An 18173-nucleotide genomic window follows, 5' to 3' on the forward strand; every position below is an offset into this window, starting at 1 on the left:
TTATAAAAAATCCTCTTCGTATTCTTCTTCGAGTATTTGAGTCAAGGTATTCTTACTTTGGGTTACTGCTTGAATCGCCTCAATAGCTTGAGCTAAACCTGCGATAGTAGGTGCTTGAAACAAACGCTGGAGAGACAATTCTAGAGAGAAATATTCGCGTAACTGAGCAATTACTTGACCAGCGAGTAAGGAATTTCCCCCCAACTCAAAAAAGTTGTCGTGAATGCCTAAAAGTTGCACTTTCAGCACTTGTTGCCAACATTGGGCAATTTTGAACTCTATCTCGTTGCGTGGTTCTATTCGCTCTCTAATTTCCTGAGAGTTAATTTTTTTAATTAGGCTGGTGCGATCAATGTCGCCGTTTTCCAGACAAGGCATTTGGGGTAGTTGTACCAAGTCATAGATACAAGTCTTTCCAAAGCGGTCTTGCACATTCAAGTCTGGTAATTGAACAACCTCGTTACTAGCAGCAGTGAAATAGGCCGTTAATTTCTGTAAACTTACAGCTTGTGATTGCCAATATTGAATATTTTGATTGCTACCATCCAAACCTATCAAGAGATTTTTTTGTTGATTTTGTAAGCCAGCCAGCATTGAAGATATTGCTTGAGAGGCAGACATAATATAAGAACCTTTATTGCGGATCAGACTTTTCATCTGATAACCTTGGCTCATGCCTATGTCATCCCACATAGTCCAATTGAAACAATAGCTTGTTAATTCACTTTTACTTTTGTCATTTTGGTAATGAGAAAAGCAATTTAAAAAGCTATTGGCAGCAGCATAAGCTCCGACAGCAGTACTGCCAAAAAAACCGTGTGCAGAAGAAAAGTTAATAAAGATGATTTCTTTATTTTCTTTCACTAATTGATGTAATGCCCAAGCACCCGACACCTTGGGACGTAACACTGTGGCTAGGTTATCCTGAGTTTCTTCCAGTACAAGTTGCTCGTGGAAAGTTCCGGCTAAATGCAATATCCCATCCAGCTTTTTACCCCATTTGAATTGAGCTTTCTCAACTATTATTTGCAACTGTTGCAAATCACAAATATCAACGGCTTCATAAATTACTTCTCCCCCAAGCTCTTCTAATTCTTGTTCGACTTTTATACGTCTTTCTGAAGTTAAAGGGGTTCTGCCCAATAACAATAATCTAGCTTTATAATGTTTGAGTAAGTAGCGAGCAATTTCAATACCTATACCACCGAGTCCGCCGGTAATTAAATAAGTTCCTCTTTGCTGGAAGGTAATTGAGGATTTAGGTTTGCTTGTAAAATCAACCTTTTCTAAACGAGGAACAAAACGCTGTCCATTTCTGTAAGCTACTTCTCGTTCTTTTGATAAAACTTGTAACTCCCGTAATATCAAAACTCCATTTGTTTCCACTTCAGCAAAGGGTAAATCAATGTGGCGACAGTTCAACCAGGGTAATTCTAGAGGAATGGTTTTCAGTAGTCCTAATACTGTTGATTTCTCATAAGCTATGGGGTCATCTGAGAAAATAGACTGGATATGAGAAGAAATAAATAGTAATTGAACATAATTATCTGCACCTTGAACTTTGGCTAAAACTTGAACTAGGAATAATAAACTGTATATCCCATGCTCTTGTGCTTGTTCGAGAGTTTCTTGGCTTTTGAGTTCACCAATATATTGGTCATAAGTCCATAAGTGAAGAACCTGCCCAATGATAATATTATCTGTGGCTAAGGATTCGATTAAAAGTTGATAGTCCTTAGTATTTCCTGGAGTAATCGTGTAGTGTGAAAAATTGATTTTTCGGAAATCTTCTCCAGGTGAAATAATAATGTATGGTAGTTTATTTTCTGACAATTTTTGACATAAATATTCACCCAAACCGCAAGTGTCTAGAAATACTAGAGTGGTATTAGCTATAGTTAAAGCCGAATTAATAGTAATGGGTGATTTAGGTTTCCATACTTGACGATAGAACCAATTAGGAATAGTATTTGGATTACTCAGTAATATATCAATGCGTTTAATAATTGATTTAAATTCATCTGTTTGGAAACGTTGGCTGAGTTGCGATCGCTGGATCTTACCAATAGCGGTTTTAGGAATAATTTGTTTATCTACTGGAATGAGATAATCTGGATTTACTCCTACCTGATTGACAACACAAGTGCGAATTTCTTTAAGCAGAGCTAGTAAACCGGCATCATCAGCAAGGAGGGTATTGAAAAAGATAGCTAATTTATCAGTATTGATTCCTGGTTGTCTGACTGCACAAGCAGCTGTGTAAGAAGCTTCTACTCCTTTAACTTCTTCAACAGCGGCTTCGATTTCGTGACAGTAGTAATTGAGTCCATTGATAATAATGACATCTTTTTGCCTTCCAGTAATCGTTAAACGTCCTTGATGGAGAAACCCTAAATCTCCGGTATTAAACCAACTATCACTGGTAAAAGCTTCTTGGTTTGCCTGTGAATTTTGATAGTAACCAATAGTAACAGATGCACCTTTTACCTGCACTCTCCCAATGGTCTGTTCTTCAATTACTCGGTTTTGGTTATCTACAATTCGTATGGCACATCCGGGAATCGGTGCGCCCACTTCCACAAATTTTTGCTCGTCCGTGGTTGAATCTAGCAAAAAACTATCGGCAAATACAACACCGGAAGAGGTTTCAGACATTCCCCATCCTGGGTGCATTGCTGTCGCTGGCAGGTGATATGGTTGGAGTAGCTGTAAAAATTTTCTTGCTGTTTTGGCAACTATGGCTTCACCTCCATTATGGATTAATCGCATTGAAGATAAATCCCACGTTTGAGTCACGATATTTTTTAGCTTTTCTAGTTGCTCATTTATTAAGCCATAAGCAAAATTAGGTGCCCAAGTAACCGTAACTCGATAGTGAGAAATCCAATCTAACCATCTTGTAGGTTTTTGCAAAACTAATTCTGGGGTTGCATGAATTTGTTGGCAACCTACATAAAGATCCCTAATATGGAACATTACTAGCCCCACAACATGGTCTAGGGAAAACCAATTTAAAGATATATCTTCACTTGTGTAACCGTTCATATCAGTAGTACCAGCACAACGTGCTATCAAGCTGCTATGACTCTGCATAACAGCTTTGGGTGTACCTGTGCTTCCAGAGGTTAACAACAAAATTGCCAAATCCTCTGGCTGACTTTGATGCAAGTTAAAATCAGCTTTGCACTCACGCAACTTATCAATAATTTCAACTTTCAAGTCGATCAAATTCAAAAGCCTTGATAAAGCATTAATCTTGGGAGCTAAAGACGCACTTGTGATCACAAGCGGTCTTCCTAGCATCTGCCAAGTATTTTGAAGTTTGCTCGTGCTAGTGTTAAGTTGTTCGTATGTTGGGGCGATTGATAATGGCACGGGGACAAAGCCCCCTAGCACGCAACCCCAAAAAGCACAGATTAAATCTTGATTATCTTCTAGTTGAAAAATTACTTTGTCTTGGGGTTTTAGTCCTAAGCTTCTCAAGCCAGCTAAGATTCTTTGGACATCTTGCCATAATTCCCTATAGGATTGAACTTTCTCAGTGCCATCAGGTTGAATGTAGATAATACCTTTAGTTGAAGTTTCCGCAGCTCGTTGCAATACTTCCACTAAAGTTTTGGGATCGTCTTCGGAGTATTGGAGTTCTTTCCCGTGACTAATGGCTAACTTTTTTGACGAGGATGGGGTCTTGTTTTCTATCTTATGATTAGGTGTAGTTGCTTTTACCTCTTGCTGACTATTTGCAGAGATAATTTGAATATCGCCTAGCAAATCCTCCAAATGCACAGGAGGAATACTTGTAACTCTTGGTTCGACAACCACCGCAACACGCTCAATTCCTGATAATGACTCTAATTGACTTTCTATACGGCGCACTAAGTCAGTGTTAATAACTTCTAAGTTGGCTAGAGTCGCTTCATCTACCAAACCTACATCTGTTATGGGTATGGCAGAGATTGGTACGAATGCTGTGGGTATCAATTCGCTAGGCAGAATTGTTTGCAGATGAGACAACAATTGCTCTGGTAAGAATAAGCCTGAAGGAACTATGTAGGCAACTAATTCTTGTTGTTGCTTTTGGGTTTGTCTTTCTCTGACTATACAATCATTTACAGTCAAACTCGACCGAATAGCAACTTCTATTTTTCGGTTTAGAACATTTTTATTACTTGAGGTTGCTAAAATTTGACTATGATTATTTGACTGCATTAACTTTTATATCCTTATGAAATTGATATTTTTTACACATATATTAAAATTTTTTATTATCAAAAATTATAAGCTTGATTCATCTATTGTTTTTCAAAACTAGCTACCAGTATAAGTCGGTCGGCGTAAATAATTATTGTTGGAATAAGGCAGAGGCAGGATGAAAAAGAGTTTAAGCCTTATTTACTTTTCTTTACATAGTTTGATTTTATTCCACTGATTTACTTAGAGGAATGATCTCAGTTTTATCAGTAAAATGCAATAGTAGTTAAGACAGTTAATTGTCTTTTTAACTTAGCTAGATGGACAGTTAAGACATTTAAAATATGCAATAAGACAGTTAAGACATTTAAGGGTATGGTAAAAATATTTAAAAATTAGGATTGACGCATAAAGATTAGCCGTTGAGACTGGTTATAGAGGAGTAAAGGTTTTGCTTTGTAACACCTCTAAACTTCTATACCCGCTATTCAAACCCTTGATTTTTCGTATCACAGTGTACGTCCAATTTGAAAAATAATTACTATATATAATAGGTTAAATTGAGGGACATAGATGTAGATTTTTCGGAAAGTACCCTAAGAGTCAAAAGCTTGTATATGTTGGGGTTCACTTATAAAATTGCCCTGTTTTCTTGATTGGTGCAAGAGGTCTATTGTTGATACCGCTGTCAATCTTTACTTCAGTAGTAAGATTTGATTCGAGGGCTAACTGGCTTTCACTGGTCGATTAAACTAGGAGTGTAATCGGAAATAATTATCCGAACGTAATGTGAGTCATATATCTGCTTAACTGTCTTAACTGTCCACTTAACTGTCTTAACTGCTATTGCATTTTATTAGTAAAACTGAGATTATATTTTAACTAAAGTTCTAAGTACCAAATTATTGTGAAACCGCATAAAATTTTAGTAGGCTAGAATGCTCAAATAGCAAAGTTTTTAGCCTTTTTGTTCTATGCCATTTAATCTAAATTGGTATAAACTGTTTAATGTCAAAGTCAGTTAAGCAAAAATTCATATCATAATAATTAAAGAAATTAATTTATTATCTATAATCAATTGAGGGAAAATTCTTATTACAATAAATACGCTCAAAATAAATATATATATTTTATAGCCAATAAAATATATATATTTTTAATTAGAAAACTCTGGCTTTAATAGTTTCAAGATGAGTCATCATTAATTAACAAATACGTAAAAATGAAGTCTTCAAGTAATCCGTCTTATCGCATTGTTGCTATTGGTGGTGAAGGTATTGGTACAGAAGTTGTAGAAGCCTCTTTAAAAGTTTTGCAACTAGTTGCAAAACTTGAAGGATTTACTTTGCAGATAAACTATGGTTGGTTGGGTAAAACAGCCTTAGAACAATTTGGTAGTTACTTTCCGCAAGCCACAGTCGAGCTATGCAATGGATCTGATGGTATTGTATTTGGTGCAGTTACTCAGGGCGGACTGTTAGAACTACGAAAATATTACGACTTTTTTTGCAATCTACGTCCAATTCGGATTGTTGATAGTCTATTGCATAAATCTAGCCTCCGAGCAGAAAAAGTTCAAGGGCTGGATATACTCGTCATTCGAGAATTAGTCAGTGGTATTTATTTTGGCCCTGCGGGAAGGTCTAGTGATGAAAAGGGAGCTTATGGCTACCACACCATGCTCTATTACGATGAAGAGATTAGGCGGATAGCTCGTCAAGCATTAGAAAAAGCCCAACAGCGCAGAGGATTACTAACTGTAGCTCACAAAGAAAATGCCTTGCCTCATTTGCCTTGGACTCGTTTAGTGCAAGAAGAAGCTCTAAGGTTTCCAGATGTTGTTGTCGAACCAATGCTAGTAGATAACTTAGCGATGCAAATGGTTCTAAATCCCCAGAGATTTGATGTAATTTTGGCAAGCAATCTGTTTGGGGATATTCTCAGCGATATTGGCGGAGCATTAGTTGGTTCTGTGGGCTTATTAGGATCGGCGAGTCTGAATAGTGATGGATTTGGACTATACGAAGCAGTTCATGGTACAGCCCCAGATATTGCAGGTAAAGGAATTGCTAATCCTTTAGGAACTTTGGCAGCTTGTGTTTTAATGCTCCAGCAGTGGGGAGAATTGGGTGCTGCCCAACGAATTATGGCAGCGCAAGAGAGAGTTTTAGCTAAAGGATATCGGACAGCTGATTTGTCTCCTCAAGGAGCAGAGATATTGGTCAATACGGAAAAATTAGTTGACCTTTTATTAGAAGAACTTTCTAGTGAAAAACATTCTAAATATAAGGAGCTTTATGAATCAATTAAATAGAGTTTTACACTTAGGAGATGATATTAATACTGATGATATTATTCCTGCCAATCGAGCCACAACTTACGATCCAGATATTTTAAAACGATATGCTTTAGAACATTTGATTGGTGTAGGAGAGCTATCAAAATATAACGTAATTGTTGCCGGAGAAAATTTCGGGTGTGGTTCTAGTCGAGAAATTGCCCCTGTTGCCCTTAAAGCCGCAGGAATTGAAAAGATTCAAGCCAAATCCTTTGCAGAAATTTTTTATCGCAATAGCATCAATATTGGACTGTCTCTAGAAATTCTGGGAGAAAAACAAGAGAATCCTGTAGTAAATGCGATCGCCCAAGTCGGTGGACTGATACCTTTTAATCAAATGCGTCGTCAGGGAGAAATCAGCATTCCTCAAAGCGTAACTCCCAAACGACCCATGACTTTAGTCGAAAAACTCTTGGCTAAAGCCTCCGGTCATCCTTACGTCCGTCCTGGAGAAGTAGTTTTTGCTCAGGTCGATTTAGCTTTATCTCATGATGCTGTCGCTGGGCCTGTCGCCACGACATTTTATAAACACTATGGAGAAGATGCCAAGCTGTGGGATGCTCAAAAGGTAGTTCTAGTAGCAGATCACTTTATCCAAGTCAATGACATTCGTAGCGATCGCAAAGCCAATGTCATGTATGAGGAGATGATTCAGTTTGCCCAAGAGCAAGGCTGTCATTTATTTGATATTGTTTCCCCTGGTGAAGCTGCGGGCATCTGTCATGTTTTACTGCCAGAGAAAGGATTTGTCCGGCCAGGAATGATCATCGCGGGTACAGATTCCCATACCTGTACTTATGGGGCATTGGGAGCCTTTTCCGCCGGGGTCGGCACTACAGATATGGCGAATATCTATGCGATGGGGGATATGTGGATTCGTGTTCCCTCAACATTAGTATTCGAGTTGAATGGAACCCTACCTCCTTATATCAGTGCCAAAGATATTATCCTGTTTATTCTGGGACAAATCGGTTGTGCTGGCGCTACTAGTAAAGTGATGGAGTTTCGCGGGTCAGTCCTAGAACAACTGCCTTTTGATGAACGATTGACTCTAGCTAATATGGCCGTTGAGTGTGGTGCTATCTGTGGGTTGATTGTGCCTGATGAGACTACGCGAAATTATGTGAAAAGTCGCTCTACACAGGAATTTACAGAAATTATTGCCGATTCTGATGCTGAGTACGAAAAGGTATATAAATTTGACTTCAGTAATCTAGAACCACAAGTTGCCCGTCCGCCAAAACCAGATCGAGTAGTCCCGATTAGCCAGTTAGAAGAAGTTCCCATTACTAAAGCTTTTATTGGTTCTTGTACAGGCGGTAAACTCTACGATTTAGCTCAGGCTGCTGAGGTTTTGCAAGGTCGTCAACTAGCAGACGGCGTGAACTTGTTTATTGTCCCGGCAAGTGTGGAAATCAAAGAACAAGCCCAAGAATTAGGCTATCTCGACATTTTTGCCCAAGCAGGCGCACAAATTCTCAAGTCTGGTTGTGGTGCTTGTATCAATTCTGGAATTGGGGTTTTGGACAAAGAAGAAACCGGGATTTATGCAACCAACCGCAATTTTAAAGGACGTAGTGGCGATCCCACAGGCAAAAACTATTTAGCCTCTCCAAGAACGGTTGCGATATCTGCTGTCAAAGGCAAAATCAGCCACTCGCTTGATGAAGAATAAAGCTACTAATTTATCAGTCTATATACAAAATTTATGAAAGAAATGGTGAGCAACTCTACTCGTGATATTCATAATTTGTCTGTTTTAACTGAGCAAGAACGGCACAAAATATTGCTGGAATGGAATGATACAAAGGTAGATTATCCTAAACATTTGTGCATACATGAATTATTTGCAGCACAAGTGGAAAAAACTCCAGACAATATTGCTGTCGTCTTCGATAAACAGAAGCTTACTTATCAAGAGTTGAATCACCGAGCCAACAAAGTAGCTCATTATCTGCAATCTTTGGGTGTAGGAAGAGAAGTTCTGGTAGGGATTTGTGTTGAGCGTTCCTTAGAAACGATTGTTGGACTATTGGGGATTCTTAAGGCAGGAGCAGCATATCTTCCATTAGATCCAACTTATCCTAAGGAGCGTCTATCGTTCATGCTGTCAGATTCACAAGTACAAGTCCTGTTAACGCAGCAGAAGTTTGTTGATGAATTTTCTGCAAGCGGGGTGAAGACAGTTTGTTTAGATAGTAATTGGGAATCAATTAACAGCCAGAGCCAAGAAAATCCTACTAGCGATGTGACGGCAGAAAATCTCGCTTATGTGATTTACACATCTGGGTCAACTGGAACGCCCAAAGGCGTGCTGATTCAGCATCAAGGTGTATGCAATCTTGCCCAAGCGCAAATTAAATTGTTTGATGTACACCCGCACAGCCGTGTTCTTCAGTTTGCTTCTTTCAGCTTTGATGCTTCTGTTTGGGAAATTATCATGGCTTTGGGTTCTGGAGCTAGTCTTTACATGGGAACTCAAGATTCCTTGCGCCCAGGAGCAGATTTAATCCGATTCTTGCGCGAGCATTCAATCACTCACGTCACACTACCACCCACAGCACTAGCAGCTTTACCAGCAGAGGCATTACCAACCTTACAAACTCTCATCGTTGCTGGAGAAGCTTGTAATCCTAAGCTAATAGCTCAATGGTCACAAGGGCGGCGTTTCTTTAATGCTTATGGGCCAACGGAATCAACTGTTTGCGCCACAGTTGCAGAGTGTCATGCTGGGGATACTCAAACAACCATTGGTCGAGCGATCGCTAATACACAAGTTTATATCCTCGATAATCATTTGCAACCCGTTCCTATTGGGACTCCTGGCGAATTATATATTGGTGGCGACGGTTTGGCTAGAGGCTATCTGAACCGTCCAGAGTTGACTAGAGAAAGATTTATCCCCAATCCATTTGACGATAGCGCAGCGTTAGCGAGTCCGCGAGCGTCGACAGGAAGTAGATTATATAAAACTGGGGATTTGGCACGTTATTTACCAGACGGGAATATTGAGTTTCTGGGACGAGTTGATAATCAGGTGAAGATTCGCGGCTTCCGCATTGAACTGGATGAAATCGAGAAGCTTTTAATTCAACACCCAGATGTCAAACAAGTAGCTGTAATTGCCCGTGAAGACATTCCTGGCGATAAACGGCTTGTTGCTTATATAGTCTTGAATCAAAAGCCAGAAGCGATCATTGCTACTCTGAAACGCTTTCTGGAAGAAAAGCTGCCTAAATATATGGTTCCTGGGGTATTTGTCATTTTAGATTCTTTACCCCTGACTCCAAATGGCAAAGTAGACCGGCAAAATCTGCCAGATGGCGATCGCATCCGCCCTAATCTCGAAGAAACCTTTGTCGCACCGCGTAACCCAATTGAAGAAAAACTAGCAAGCATCTGGGCTGAGTTACTGGGAATTGAGCCTATAGGAATCAATGACAATTTTTTCAATTTAGGCGGTCATTCTTTAATTGCAGCGCAAATGCTTTCCCGCATCCGCGATGGTTTCCAAGTCGAGTTATTCTTTCACCACATCTTCGCCAACCCTACCATAGCGGCTTTAGCTGCGCTGATTGAACAGCCCAGCCACCTCCAGCAGCAATTACAACGTCCTGCAATCCAACCTGTTTCACGCTCAGAATACTTGCCAGCTTCCTTTGCTCAAGAACGAGTGCATTTCATTCAAGAAGTAGCACCGGAAGGTAGCGCCTATCAAGCTCAGGTAACTCTGCGATTTACCGGGGAACTTAATGTTGCAGCACTAGAACAGTGCCTCAGCGAGATTGTCCGCCGACATGAAATCTTCCGCACAACTTTTCCCGCCGCAGATGGACGCTTATTTCAAGTAATCCATCCAGCCTGGCCAGTCAACTTAAAAGTGGTAGATGTCCAAACCGTTCCTAAGTCCGAGCAACAAGCAGAAATTCAACGTCTATTTGACGCAGAGGTGCAGAAGCCTTTTTACTTGGATAAACTGCCGTTAGTCAGGTGGTTATTGTTGAAGTTGAGCGACCAAGAACATCTGTTAATCCACATCGAACATCACATGGTTCATGATGGTTGGTCTTTCAACAATGTATTTTTGAATGAGTTTCTTGCACTTTATCAAGCTTTCTGCTTAGGTCAACCTTCACCATTACCAGAATTAACACTCCAGTTTGCAGACTATGCCCATTGGCAGCGAGAGTGGGTGAAAAGCGAGGAAGCCCAAGCTCAATTAGCCTTTTGGCAGCAAAAATTATCCGGCAGTCCGCCTCTGTTGGAATTACCCTATGACCGCCCCCGACCAGTAGAACAAACTTACAATGGCACTCAAATCAGGGTAGAGTTGCCTATTCCCTTGTGTGAATCTTTGAGAGTTCTCAGCCGTCAAGAGGGAACCACTTTATTCATGACCACGCTGGCGGCTTTTTTGATAATATTGCGCCGATATACTGCACAAGAGGATCTGTGTGTGGGTACAGCTGTCGCCAATCGGCGGATGCGCGAAACAGAACAATTAATTGGCATGATTGTCAATAATTTGGTATTACGCACCAATTTGTCTGGTAATCCTACGTTTCGGGAGTTACTAGAGCGAGTCCGCCAAGTCACGCTGGAAGCTTTTGCTAACGAAGATTTACCCTTCGATAAGGTCGTGGAGGTTCTCAAGCCAATCAGGAACTTGAGTTATAATCCTGTATTTCAAGTGATGTTTAGCTTCCATGATTCTCCTCGGCCTGACTTAACACTCCCAGGCTTGAACATCACAACAAATGTAGCCCTGAGCAACAAATCAACAAAGTTTGACCTGGATGTTGTCTTAATTCCGCAATATGGCGAAGGGAAAGGAATTACGGCGATTTGGGAATACAACACTGATTTATTCGACGCTGCCACAATCCAGCAGATGGTAGAGCTGTATCAAAATTTACTACAAAAGATTGTTGTTAGCACAGAGCAGGGAATTTCTAATTTACCACTGCTAACCCAGTCTCAGCAGCAATTATTGATGGAGTGGAATCAGACTCACAAGGAGTATTCTTCTGTTGAATGTATCCATAAATTGTTTGAGGCTCAGGTAGAGTTAACGCCTGATGCTGTAGCTGTAGAGCAGGATGGGCAGAGATTAACTTACCGCGAATTGAGCGATCGCTCCAACAAAATAGCGCATTATTTACAAAGTTTGGGAGTCAAGCCAGAAACCCTGGTTGGTATCTGCGTTGAGCGTTCCCTAGACATGATTGCTGGCTTACTTGGCATTCTCAAAGCTGGTGGTGCTTATCTTCCCCTTGACCCGGCTTATCCCCAAGAGCGCATCGCTGAAATTATTGCCGATACGCAACTCGGCTTTTTGCTGACGCAAGATAAATACCAAGATCAATTACTAGGTTATACCGGAAAAACAATTTGTTTAGATACAAATTGGGAAATCATTGCAACCCACAGTACAGCCAATCCAATTAGCGACGTTCAACTAAATAACCTGGCTTACATTATCTACACCTCCGGTTCTACAGGTAAACCCAAGGGGGTAACGATTGAACATCGCTCCTTGATGAATTTTGTTAATACAGCCATTGATGAATATGGCATCAAGGCCAGCGATAAGGTTCTGCAATTTGCATCTGTTTGCTTTGATACATCAATTGAAGAAATCTTCCCTTGTTTGTGCGTCGGTGCAACCTTAGTTTTACGCACCGAAGAAATGCTCAACTCCAGTGAGGATTTTTGGCGGTATTGCCAAAAATGGCAGTTAACTGTTTTAGATTTGCCTACAGCATACTGGCATCAGTTAGTAGCCGAACTTAAACCCCAAGATTCTCACATTTATGAAGGTTTGAGAACTGTAATTATTGGGGGTGAAGCAGTTCAACTAGAAAAAGTGCAGCATTGGCATAGTTGTGTGGCTCATTTTTCCCCAGTACCCGAATTATTCAATACTTACGGGCCGACAGAAGCAACGGTTGTTACCACCTTAGAATGCTTAACCCCAGCAGCCACCTCTGTTAGTATTGGACGACCCATCAACAATGCTCAGGTTTATGTTTTAGACCAATATCAGCAACCTGTACCGATTGGCGTTCCCGGAGAACTGCATATTGGTGGCGCAGGATTAGCTAGGGGATATTGGCAACGTCCTGAGTTAACAAACGAAAAATTTGCCTCCAATGCTTTACAAAGCAGGGGAGCAGGGGAGCAGGGGAGCAGGGGAGCAAACGAAGACCAATCATCTCGCCTATACAAAACTGGGGATTTAGTCAGATTCCGCAAAGATGGCAAGCTGGAATACTTGGGTCGAGTTGATAATCAGGTGAAGATTCGCGGCTTCCGCATCGAATTGGGCGAAATTGAAGCAGTATTGAGACAACACCCACAAGTATTGCAAGCTGTTGTCATTGCTCATGAAGATACCCCCGGACAAAAGCGGCTTGTGGCTTACGTCGTACCCCAAAAACCGCAACCAACCACCAATGAATTACGGGATTTCCTCAAGCTGAAACTACCGAATTACATGATTCCTGCTGCCTTCATGGCGCTGGAAAGCATACCGATGACTGCCAACCAAAAGGTAGACTACCGCGCTCTACCTACACCCGATTTTTCTCGCAGTGCTGAAGATAAATTTATTGCTCCTCGTACACTGATAGAAGAGAAATTAGTGGCGATTTGGTCGGAAGTTTTAAGAGTAGAAAATGTTGGCATCCACGATAACTTTTTTGAACTAGGTGGAGATTCCATTCTCAGTATTCAGTTAATTTCCAAAGCTAACCAAGCAGGTATTCAAATTGCTGCTAAACAGTTATTTAAGTATCAAACCATTGCAGAGTTAGCGACTGTAGCAGGTATCACTCGTCAAATCAACGCTGAACAAGGGTTGGTAACTGGTTCTGTAGCGTTGACACCGATTCAACATTGGTTTTTCGACCAGAAATTGCCCGAACCCCATTACTTTAACCAGTCTGCACTGCTAGAAGTGCCGTCAGATTTGCAACCTGAACAATTGCAGCTAATAGTTCAGCAATTGTTAACGCATCATGATGCTTTGCGTTTGCGGTTTGTGCAGGAAGGGGAGAACTGGCTGCAAATTAACGCCACTACTCAAGAATCTGTACCATTGAGTGTATTTGATTTGTCTCATCTATCACTAGCAGAACAGCAAACGGCGATCGCCACTAAAGATGCTGAACTCCGGGCTAGTTTGGATTTATCTACAGGAACGCTCGCAAAATTAGCATTATTTCAATTAGGCAATGATAGACCTAGTTGTTTACTCTTCATCATCCATCACTTAGCGGTCGATGGGGTTTCTTGGCGGATTCTATTGGAAGACTTAGCTACTGCTTACCAACAAATTAGCCGAGGCGAGGCTATTAAATTACCAGCAAAAACAACCTCTTGGCAATATTGGAGCGATCGCCTAACAGAATACGCCCAAACAGAAGCCGTCAAACAGTTGGATTACTGGCTAAGTCAATCTAATCTTCAAGTCACAGCTTTACCAGTAGACTATCCATCTGGTCAAGAAAAGAACACCGTAGCTTCAACTGCTTCTGTGACCTTTGCTTTAAATGAAGAACAGACACGCGCCCTTTTACAAGATGTACCCTCTGCTTACAACACTCAAATTAATGATGTACTTTTGACTGCCTTAGTACAAAGCTTTACTCAGTGGACAGGCGAAAGTTCTTTACTAATTGATTTGGAAGGACATGGCAGGGAAGACTTATTTGAAGATGTAGATTTGTCCCGAACCGTCGGTTGGTTTACTACATTATTTCCTGTTGGGTTACAGCTAGGAGAAATCGAACATCCTGGAGAGGCTTTAAAGTCAGTCAAAGAACAACTGCGGCGCATCCCCAACCGAGGAATTGGATATGGTGTATTGCGTTATTTGCATGAAAACACCACAATTCGGGAAAAATTACAGTCCCTACCCGTAGCACAAGTAAGTTTTAACTACTTGGGACAATTCGATCAAGTCTTGAAAGCATCTGAAGTTTTGGGTTTGGCGAAAGAGTTCAAATCCGAACAAAGCCTACTTAATCAACGCAGTCACCTATTAGGAATAAGCGGCTTTATTCGTGCAGGACAACTTGAAATGACTTGGGCTTATAGCAAGAAAGTTCACAAGCCAGACACCATTGAACGGTTAGCTTCAGGATTTATGGAAGCATTAAAAAATCTCATTGCTCACTGTCAATCAAAAAACTCTCAAAGTTATACTCCATCAGATTTTTCAGCAGCTAAACTCAATCAAAAACAGCTAGATAAATTCCTAGCCAAACTCAACAAGAAGTAGTCAATGGTCAATGGTCATTAGTCCATAGTTAACAGCCCATAGTCAGAACGTTTTTCTCCCTTATCTTCCCCTACTCCCCACTCCCCTACTCCAGAGGTAATTATGCAAAATATCGAAGACCTTTATGAACTTTCGCCGATGCAACAAGGGATGTTGTTTCATACCCTTTATGCACCAGAATCGGAAGTTTATTTTGAGCAATTACTTTGCATTATCTCTGGGGAACTAAATTTTTCTGCTTTCCAAAAAGCTTGGAAACAGGTTGTAGCGAGATACTCTATTTTACGCAGTTCTTTTTATTGGCAGGAGATAGAAAAGCCCTTGCAAATGGTGAATAAGCAAGTGGATCTTCCTTGGGTGCAAATGGACTGGCGACATTTAACACCTGATGAACAGCAGAAACACTTAGAGAAGTTCTTGTCAAGCGATCGCCAAAAGGGATTTACTCTCAATCAAGCTCCTCTAATGCGCTTTACTATCATTCAATTAGGGGAGCAAACCCACCAATTTATTTGGAGTCATCATCATATTCTTTTTGATGGCTGGTCAATGCAAATTGTCCTCAAAGAAGTCTTAGCTTTGTATGAAGCCAATCAGCGAGGCGAACATTTACGGCTGCAAGGAGTTCGCCCTTATCGAGAATATATTGAATGGTTACAGCAACAAGATAGCGATAAAGCAAAAAACTTTTGGCAAAAAACTCTTCAGGGGTTTGAAACTCCTACTCTTATAGGGAACAGGGAACAGAGAACGGGGAACAGGGGAACACATAACGAGCAACGGTTTCAGTTCTCTCAAACGGTAACTGAAAAATTGAAATCTGCGGCGCGACAGCACCATTTAACTTTGAATAATTTAGTGCAGGGAGCATGGGCTATATTAATTTCTCGCTACAGTGGAGAAAGCGATGTAGTCTTTGGTGCAACTGTATCTGGTCGTCCACCGCAGCTTGAGCAAGTAGAATCGATGGTGGGGCTATTTATCAATACCCTTCCCATCCGGGCAAAAGTAACAGCCAAGACAGAATTATTACCTTGGCTTCAGCAATTACAAACCCAAGCACTAGAACAGGAACAGTATACTTATTTTTCTCTTGCAGAAATTCAACAATTAAGTGATATCCCGACCGGATTACCACTTTTTGAAAGTATTTTAGTATTTGAAAATTATCCTTTGGATTCTACTAAACCAGAAAATCAAAGAATTTTAGAAATTAGTCATCTTAGTTGTTTTGAACGCACAAATTATCCTATCACAGTAGTAATTAATCCCGGTTTACAACTAGCTGGCAGAATTGTTTATGATACTAGCTGCTTTGACGAACAAACAATTACTCGCATGATTGGACATTTCCAAACATTGCTAGTAGGGATGGCAGATAACTTCCAACAATATATTTCTCAATTATCTATACTTAGTGCAGATGAAGAACAACAAATAATTACACTAGAAAATCATCAACGAATAAATTCTATTAATTATAAATGTCTTCATGTTTTATTTGAAGAACAGGTAGAAAAAAGCCCCGATGCTATAGCAATTGTATATCAACAACAATATTTAACTTATCGGGAATTAAATAACCGTGCCAATCAATTAGCTTATTATTTAAAATGGCTAGGAGTTAAACCGGAAGTCCGTGTGGGAATTTGTATTGAGCGTTCCTTAGAAATGGTAATCGTAATACTCGCTATTCTCAAAGCGGGAGGGGCTTACGTTCCCATAGATCCAGCTTATCCTGCCGAAAGATTAGCGTTTATGCTGGAAGATGTACAAACACCTATATTATTAACACAAACTCATTTACGAAATAGGCTCCCACTCAATAATCAAACTGTAGTAGATCTTGATTTATATTGGGAAATTATTGCCCAACAAAGACAAGATAATTTAACCAGTGAAGTTACACCAGAAAATTTAGCTTATATCATTTATACCTCTGGCTCAACAGGAACACCAAAAGGTACAGAGGTTGCTCATCGTAGCATTCTTGGATTTATGTTTGGAGTTGATTATATTCAACTAGATGCAAACCAGATTTGGCTACAACATTCATCTATTTCCTGGGATGCAGCAACTCTAGAACTTTGGACACCATTGCTTCATGGTGGACGTTGTGTGCTTTATCCAGAAAAAAATCCTACACCTGAAGGCTTAAGCCAGATTATTCAAGAACAAAAAGTTAATATTCTGTGGCTAACTTCCGCCTTATTCAATTTAATGATTGATACAATACCGTCAGGATTGTTAGGCGTTAAACAACTGCTCATTGGGGGAGAAGTTCTTTCTGTAAATCATGTTCTGCATGCCTTAGAACTATTACCAGGATCGCAAATAATTAATGGTTACGGCCCTTCGGAATGTACAGTATTTACCTGTTGTTATCCGATTCCTCAACAACTTGCTGAAAATGCCAATTCAATTCTTATTGGTAAACCAATCGGTGATAGAACAGTTTACATACTAGATGAGAATTTAAACAGAACCCCAATTGGTGTTCTTGGTGAACTTTATATAGGCGGTAAAAGCGTAGCTAGAGGTTACTTAAATCAAGCAAAATTAACCAGTAAAAAATTTATACATAATCCTTTTATTGAGGGAGAAAGACTTTACAAAACTGGTGATTTAGTCCGTCGTTTACCTGATGGAAATATCGAATTTATTGGGCGAATTGATACACAAGTAAAAATTCGTGGTTTTCGCATTGAATTAGCAGAAATCGAAGCTGTTTTAATTCAGCATCCTGACATTAAACAAGTTGTAGTGATAGTGCGGGAAGATCAACCAGAGAATAAATTATTAGTAGCCTATTTGGTAGTGCAAAATAATACACTAACTCCTAAGATTTTACGAAATTTCTTAAAGGAAAAGCTACCAGATTACATGATTCCGACTGCTTTCGTAGTTCTGGAAGCCTTACCCCTAACTACTAATGGTAAAGTTAATCGCCGTGCTTTACCTACTCCTGAGCATACGCAAAGAAGTCTAGAGATTGATTTTGTTGCTCCTAGCACACCAATCGAAAAAGAATTATCCACAATTTGGGCTGAAGTTCTGAAATTACAACAGGTGGGAATTCACGATAACTTTTTTGAGTTAGGAGGACATTCTTTACTGGCTACTCAGGTGATTTCTCGCTTAAGGGAAGTTTTTAATCTAGATTTCCCTTTGCATTATTTGTTTGAGAATCCTACTATTGCTGAACTCTCTCAAAAAGTAATAGAACAACAAATTGAGCAAGCAGAAAATGACGATTTGGCGAGAATTTTAGCAGAAGTGGATCAGTTATCAGAAGAGGAGGTAACACAGCAATTACGGTTGTGATTATTTTTTAATTACAGAGGGGCGCAAAGTGACGCA

General features: G+C 40.2%; 5 protein-coding genes and 1 pseudogene. 5 read left to right on the forward strand and 1 reads right to left on the reverse strand.

The features are described from left to right. Positions 1-4209, reverse strand: a complete 4209-nt coding sequence (locus IQ244_RS04670) for an SDR family NAD(P)-dependent oxidoreductase (RefSeq protein ID WP_193890308.1) — start codon at positions 4207-4209, stop codon at positions 1-3. A gap of 1204 nt (positions 4210-5413) precedes the next feature. On the opposite strand from IQ244_RS04670, the gene IQ244_RS04675 reads away from it, so the two are divergent. From IQ244_RS04675 to IQ244_RS04690, 5 genes and pseudogenes are all read left to right on the forward strand, one after another. Beyond that, entirely contained in the window at positions 5414-6505 is a 1092-nt protein-coding gene (locus tag IQ244_RS04675; protein ID WP_193890310.1) for an isocitrate/isopropylmalate dehydrogenase family protein, read from the forward strand. A 133-nt stretch (positions 6506-6638) separates the two neighbouring features. Further along, a pseudogene (locus tag IQ244_RS32930) lies at positions 6639-6788 on the forward strand (3-isopropylmalate dehydratase); the annotation flags it as partial. A gap of 132 nt (positions 6789-6920) precedes the next feature. Beyond that, on the forward strand, positions 6921-8204 hold the full coding sequence (locus IQ244_RS04680) for a 3-isopropylmalate dehydratase large subunit (protein WP_265578905.1): 1284 nt from the start codon (positions 6921-6923) through the stop codon (positions 8202-8204). Between the two features lie 45 nt (positions 8205-8249). Continuing rightward, on the forward strand, positions 8250-14813 hold the full coding sequence (locus IQ244_RS04685) for an amino acid adenylation domain-containing protein (RefSeq protein ID WP_416209758.1): 6564 nt from the start codon (positions 8250-8252) through the stop codon (positions 14811-14813). A 102-nt stretch (positions 14814-14915) separates the two neighbouring features. Continuing rightward, on the forward strand, positions 14916-18137 hold the full coding sequence (locus tag IQ244_RS04690; protein ID WP_193890316.1) for a non-ribosomal peptide synthetase: 3222 nt from the start codon (positions 14916-14918) through the stop codon (positions 18135-18137). Positions 18138-18173: the final 36 nt, after the last annotated feature.

It is taken from the genome of Nostoc sp. LEGE 06077 (genome assembly GCF_015207705.1).
Classification (GTDB): Bacteria; Cyanobacteriota; Cyanobacteriia; order Cyanobacteriales; family Nostocaceae; genus Nostoc_B.

What these genes read in the sequence shown, in the direction of transcription:
- IQ244_RS04670 (WP_193890308.1), bottom strand. Translation starts at nt 4,209, where the DNA reads ATGCAGTCAAATAATCATAGTCAAATTTTAGCAACCTCAAGTAATAAA.
- IQ244_RS04675 (WP_193890310.1), top strand. Translation starts at nt 5,414, where the DNA reads ATGAAGTCTTCAAGTAATCCGTCTTATCGCATTGTTGCTATTGGTGGT.
- IQ244_RS04680 (WP_265578905.1), top strand. Translation starts at nt 6,921, where the DNA reads ATGACTTTAGTCGAAAAACTCTTGGCTAAAGCCTCCGGTCATCCTTAC.
- IQ244_RS04690 (WP_193890316.1), top strand. Translation starts at nt 14,916, where the DNA reads ATGCAAAATATCGAAGACCTTTATGAACTTTCGCCGATGCAACAAGGG.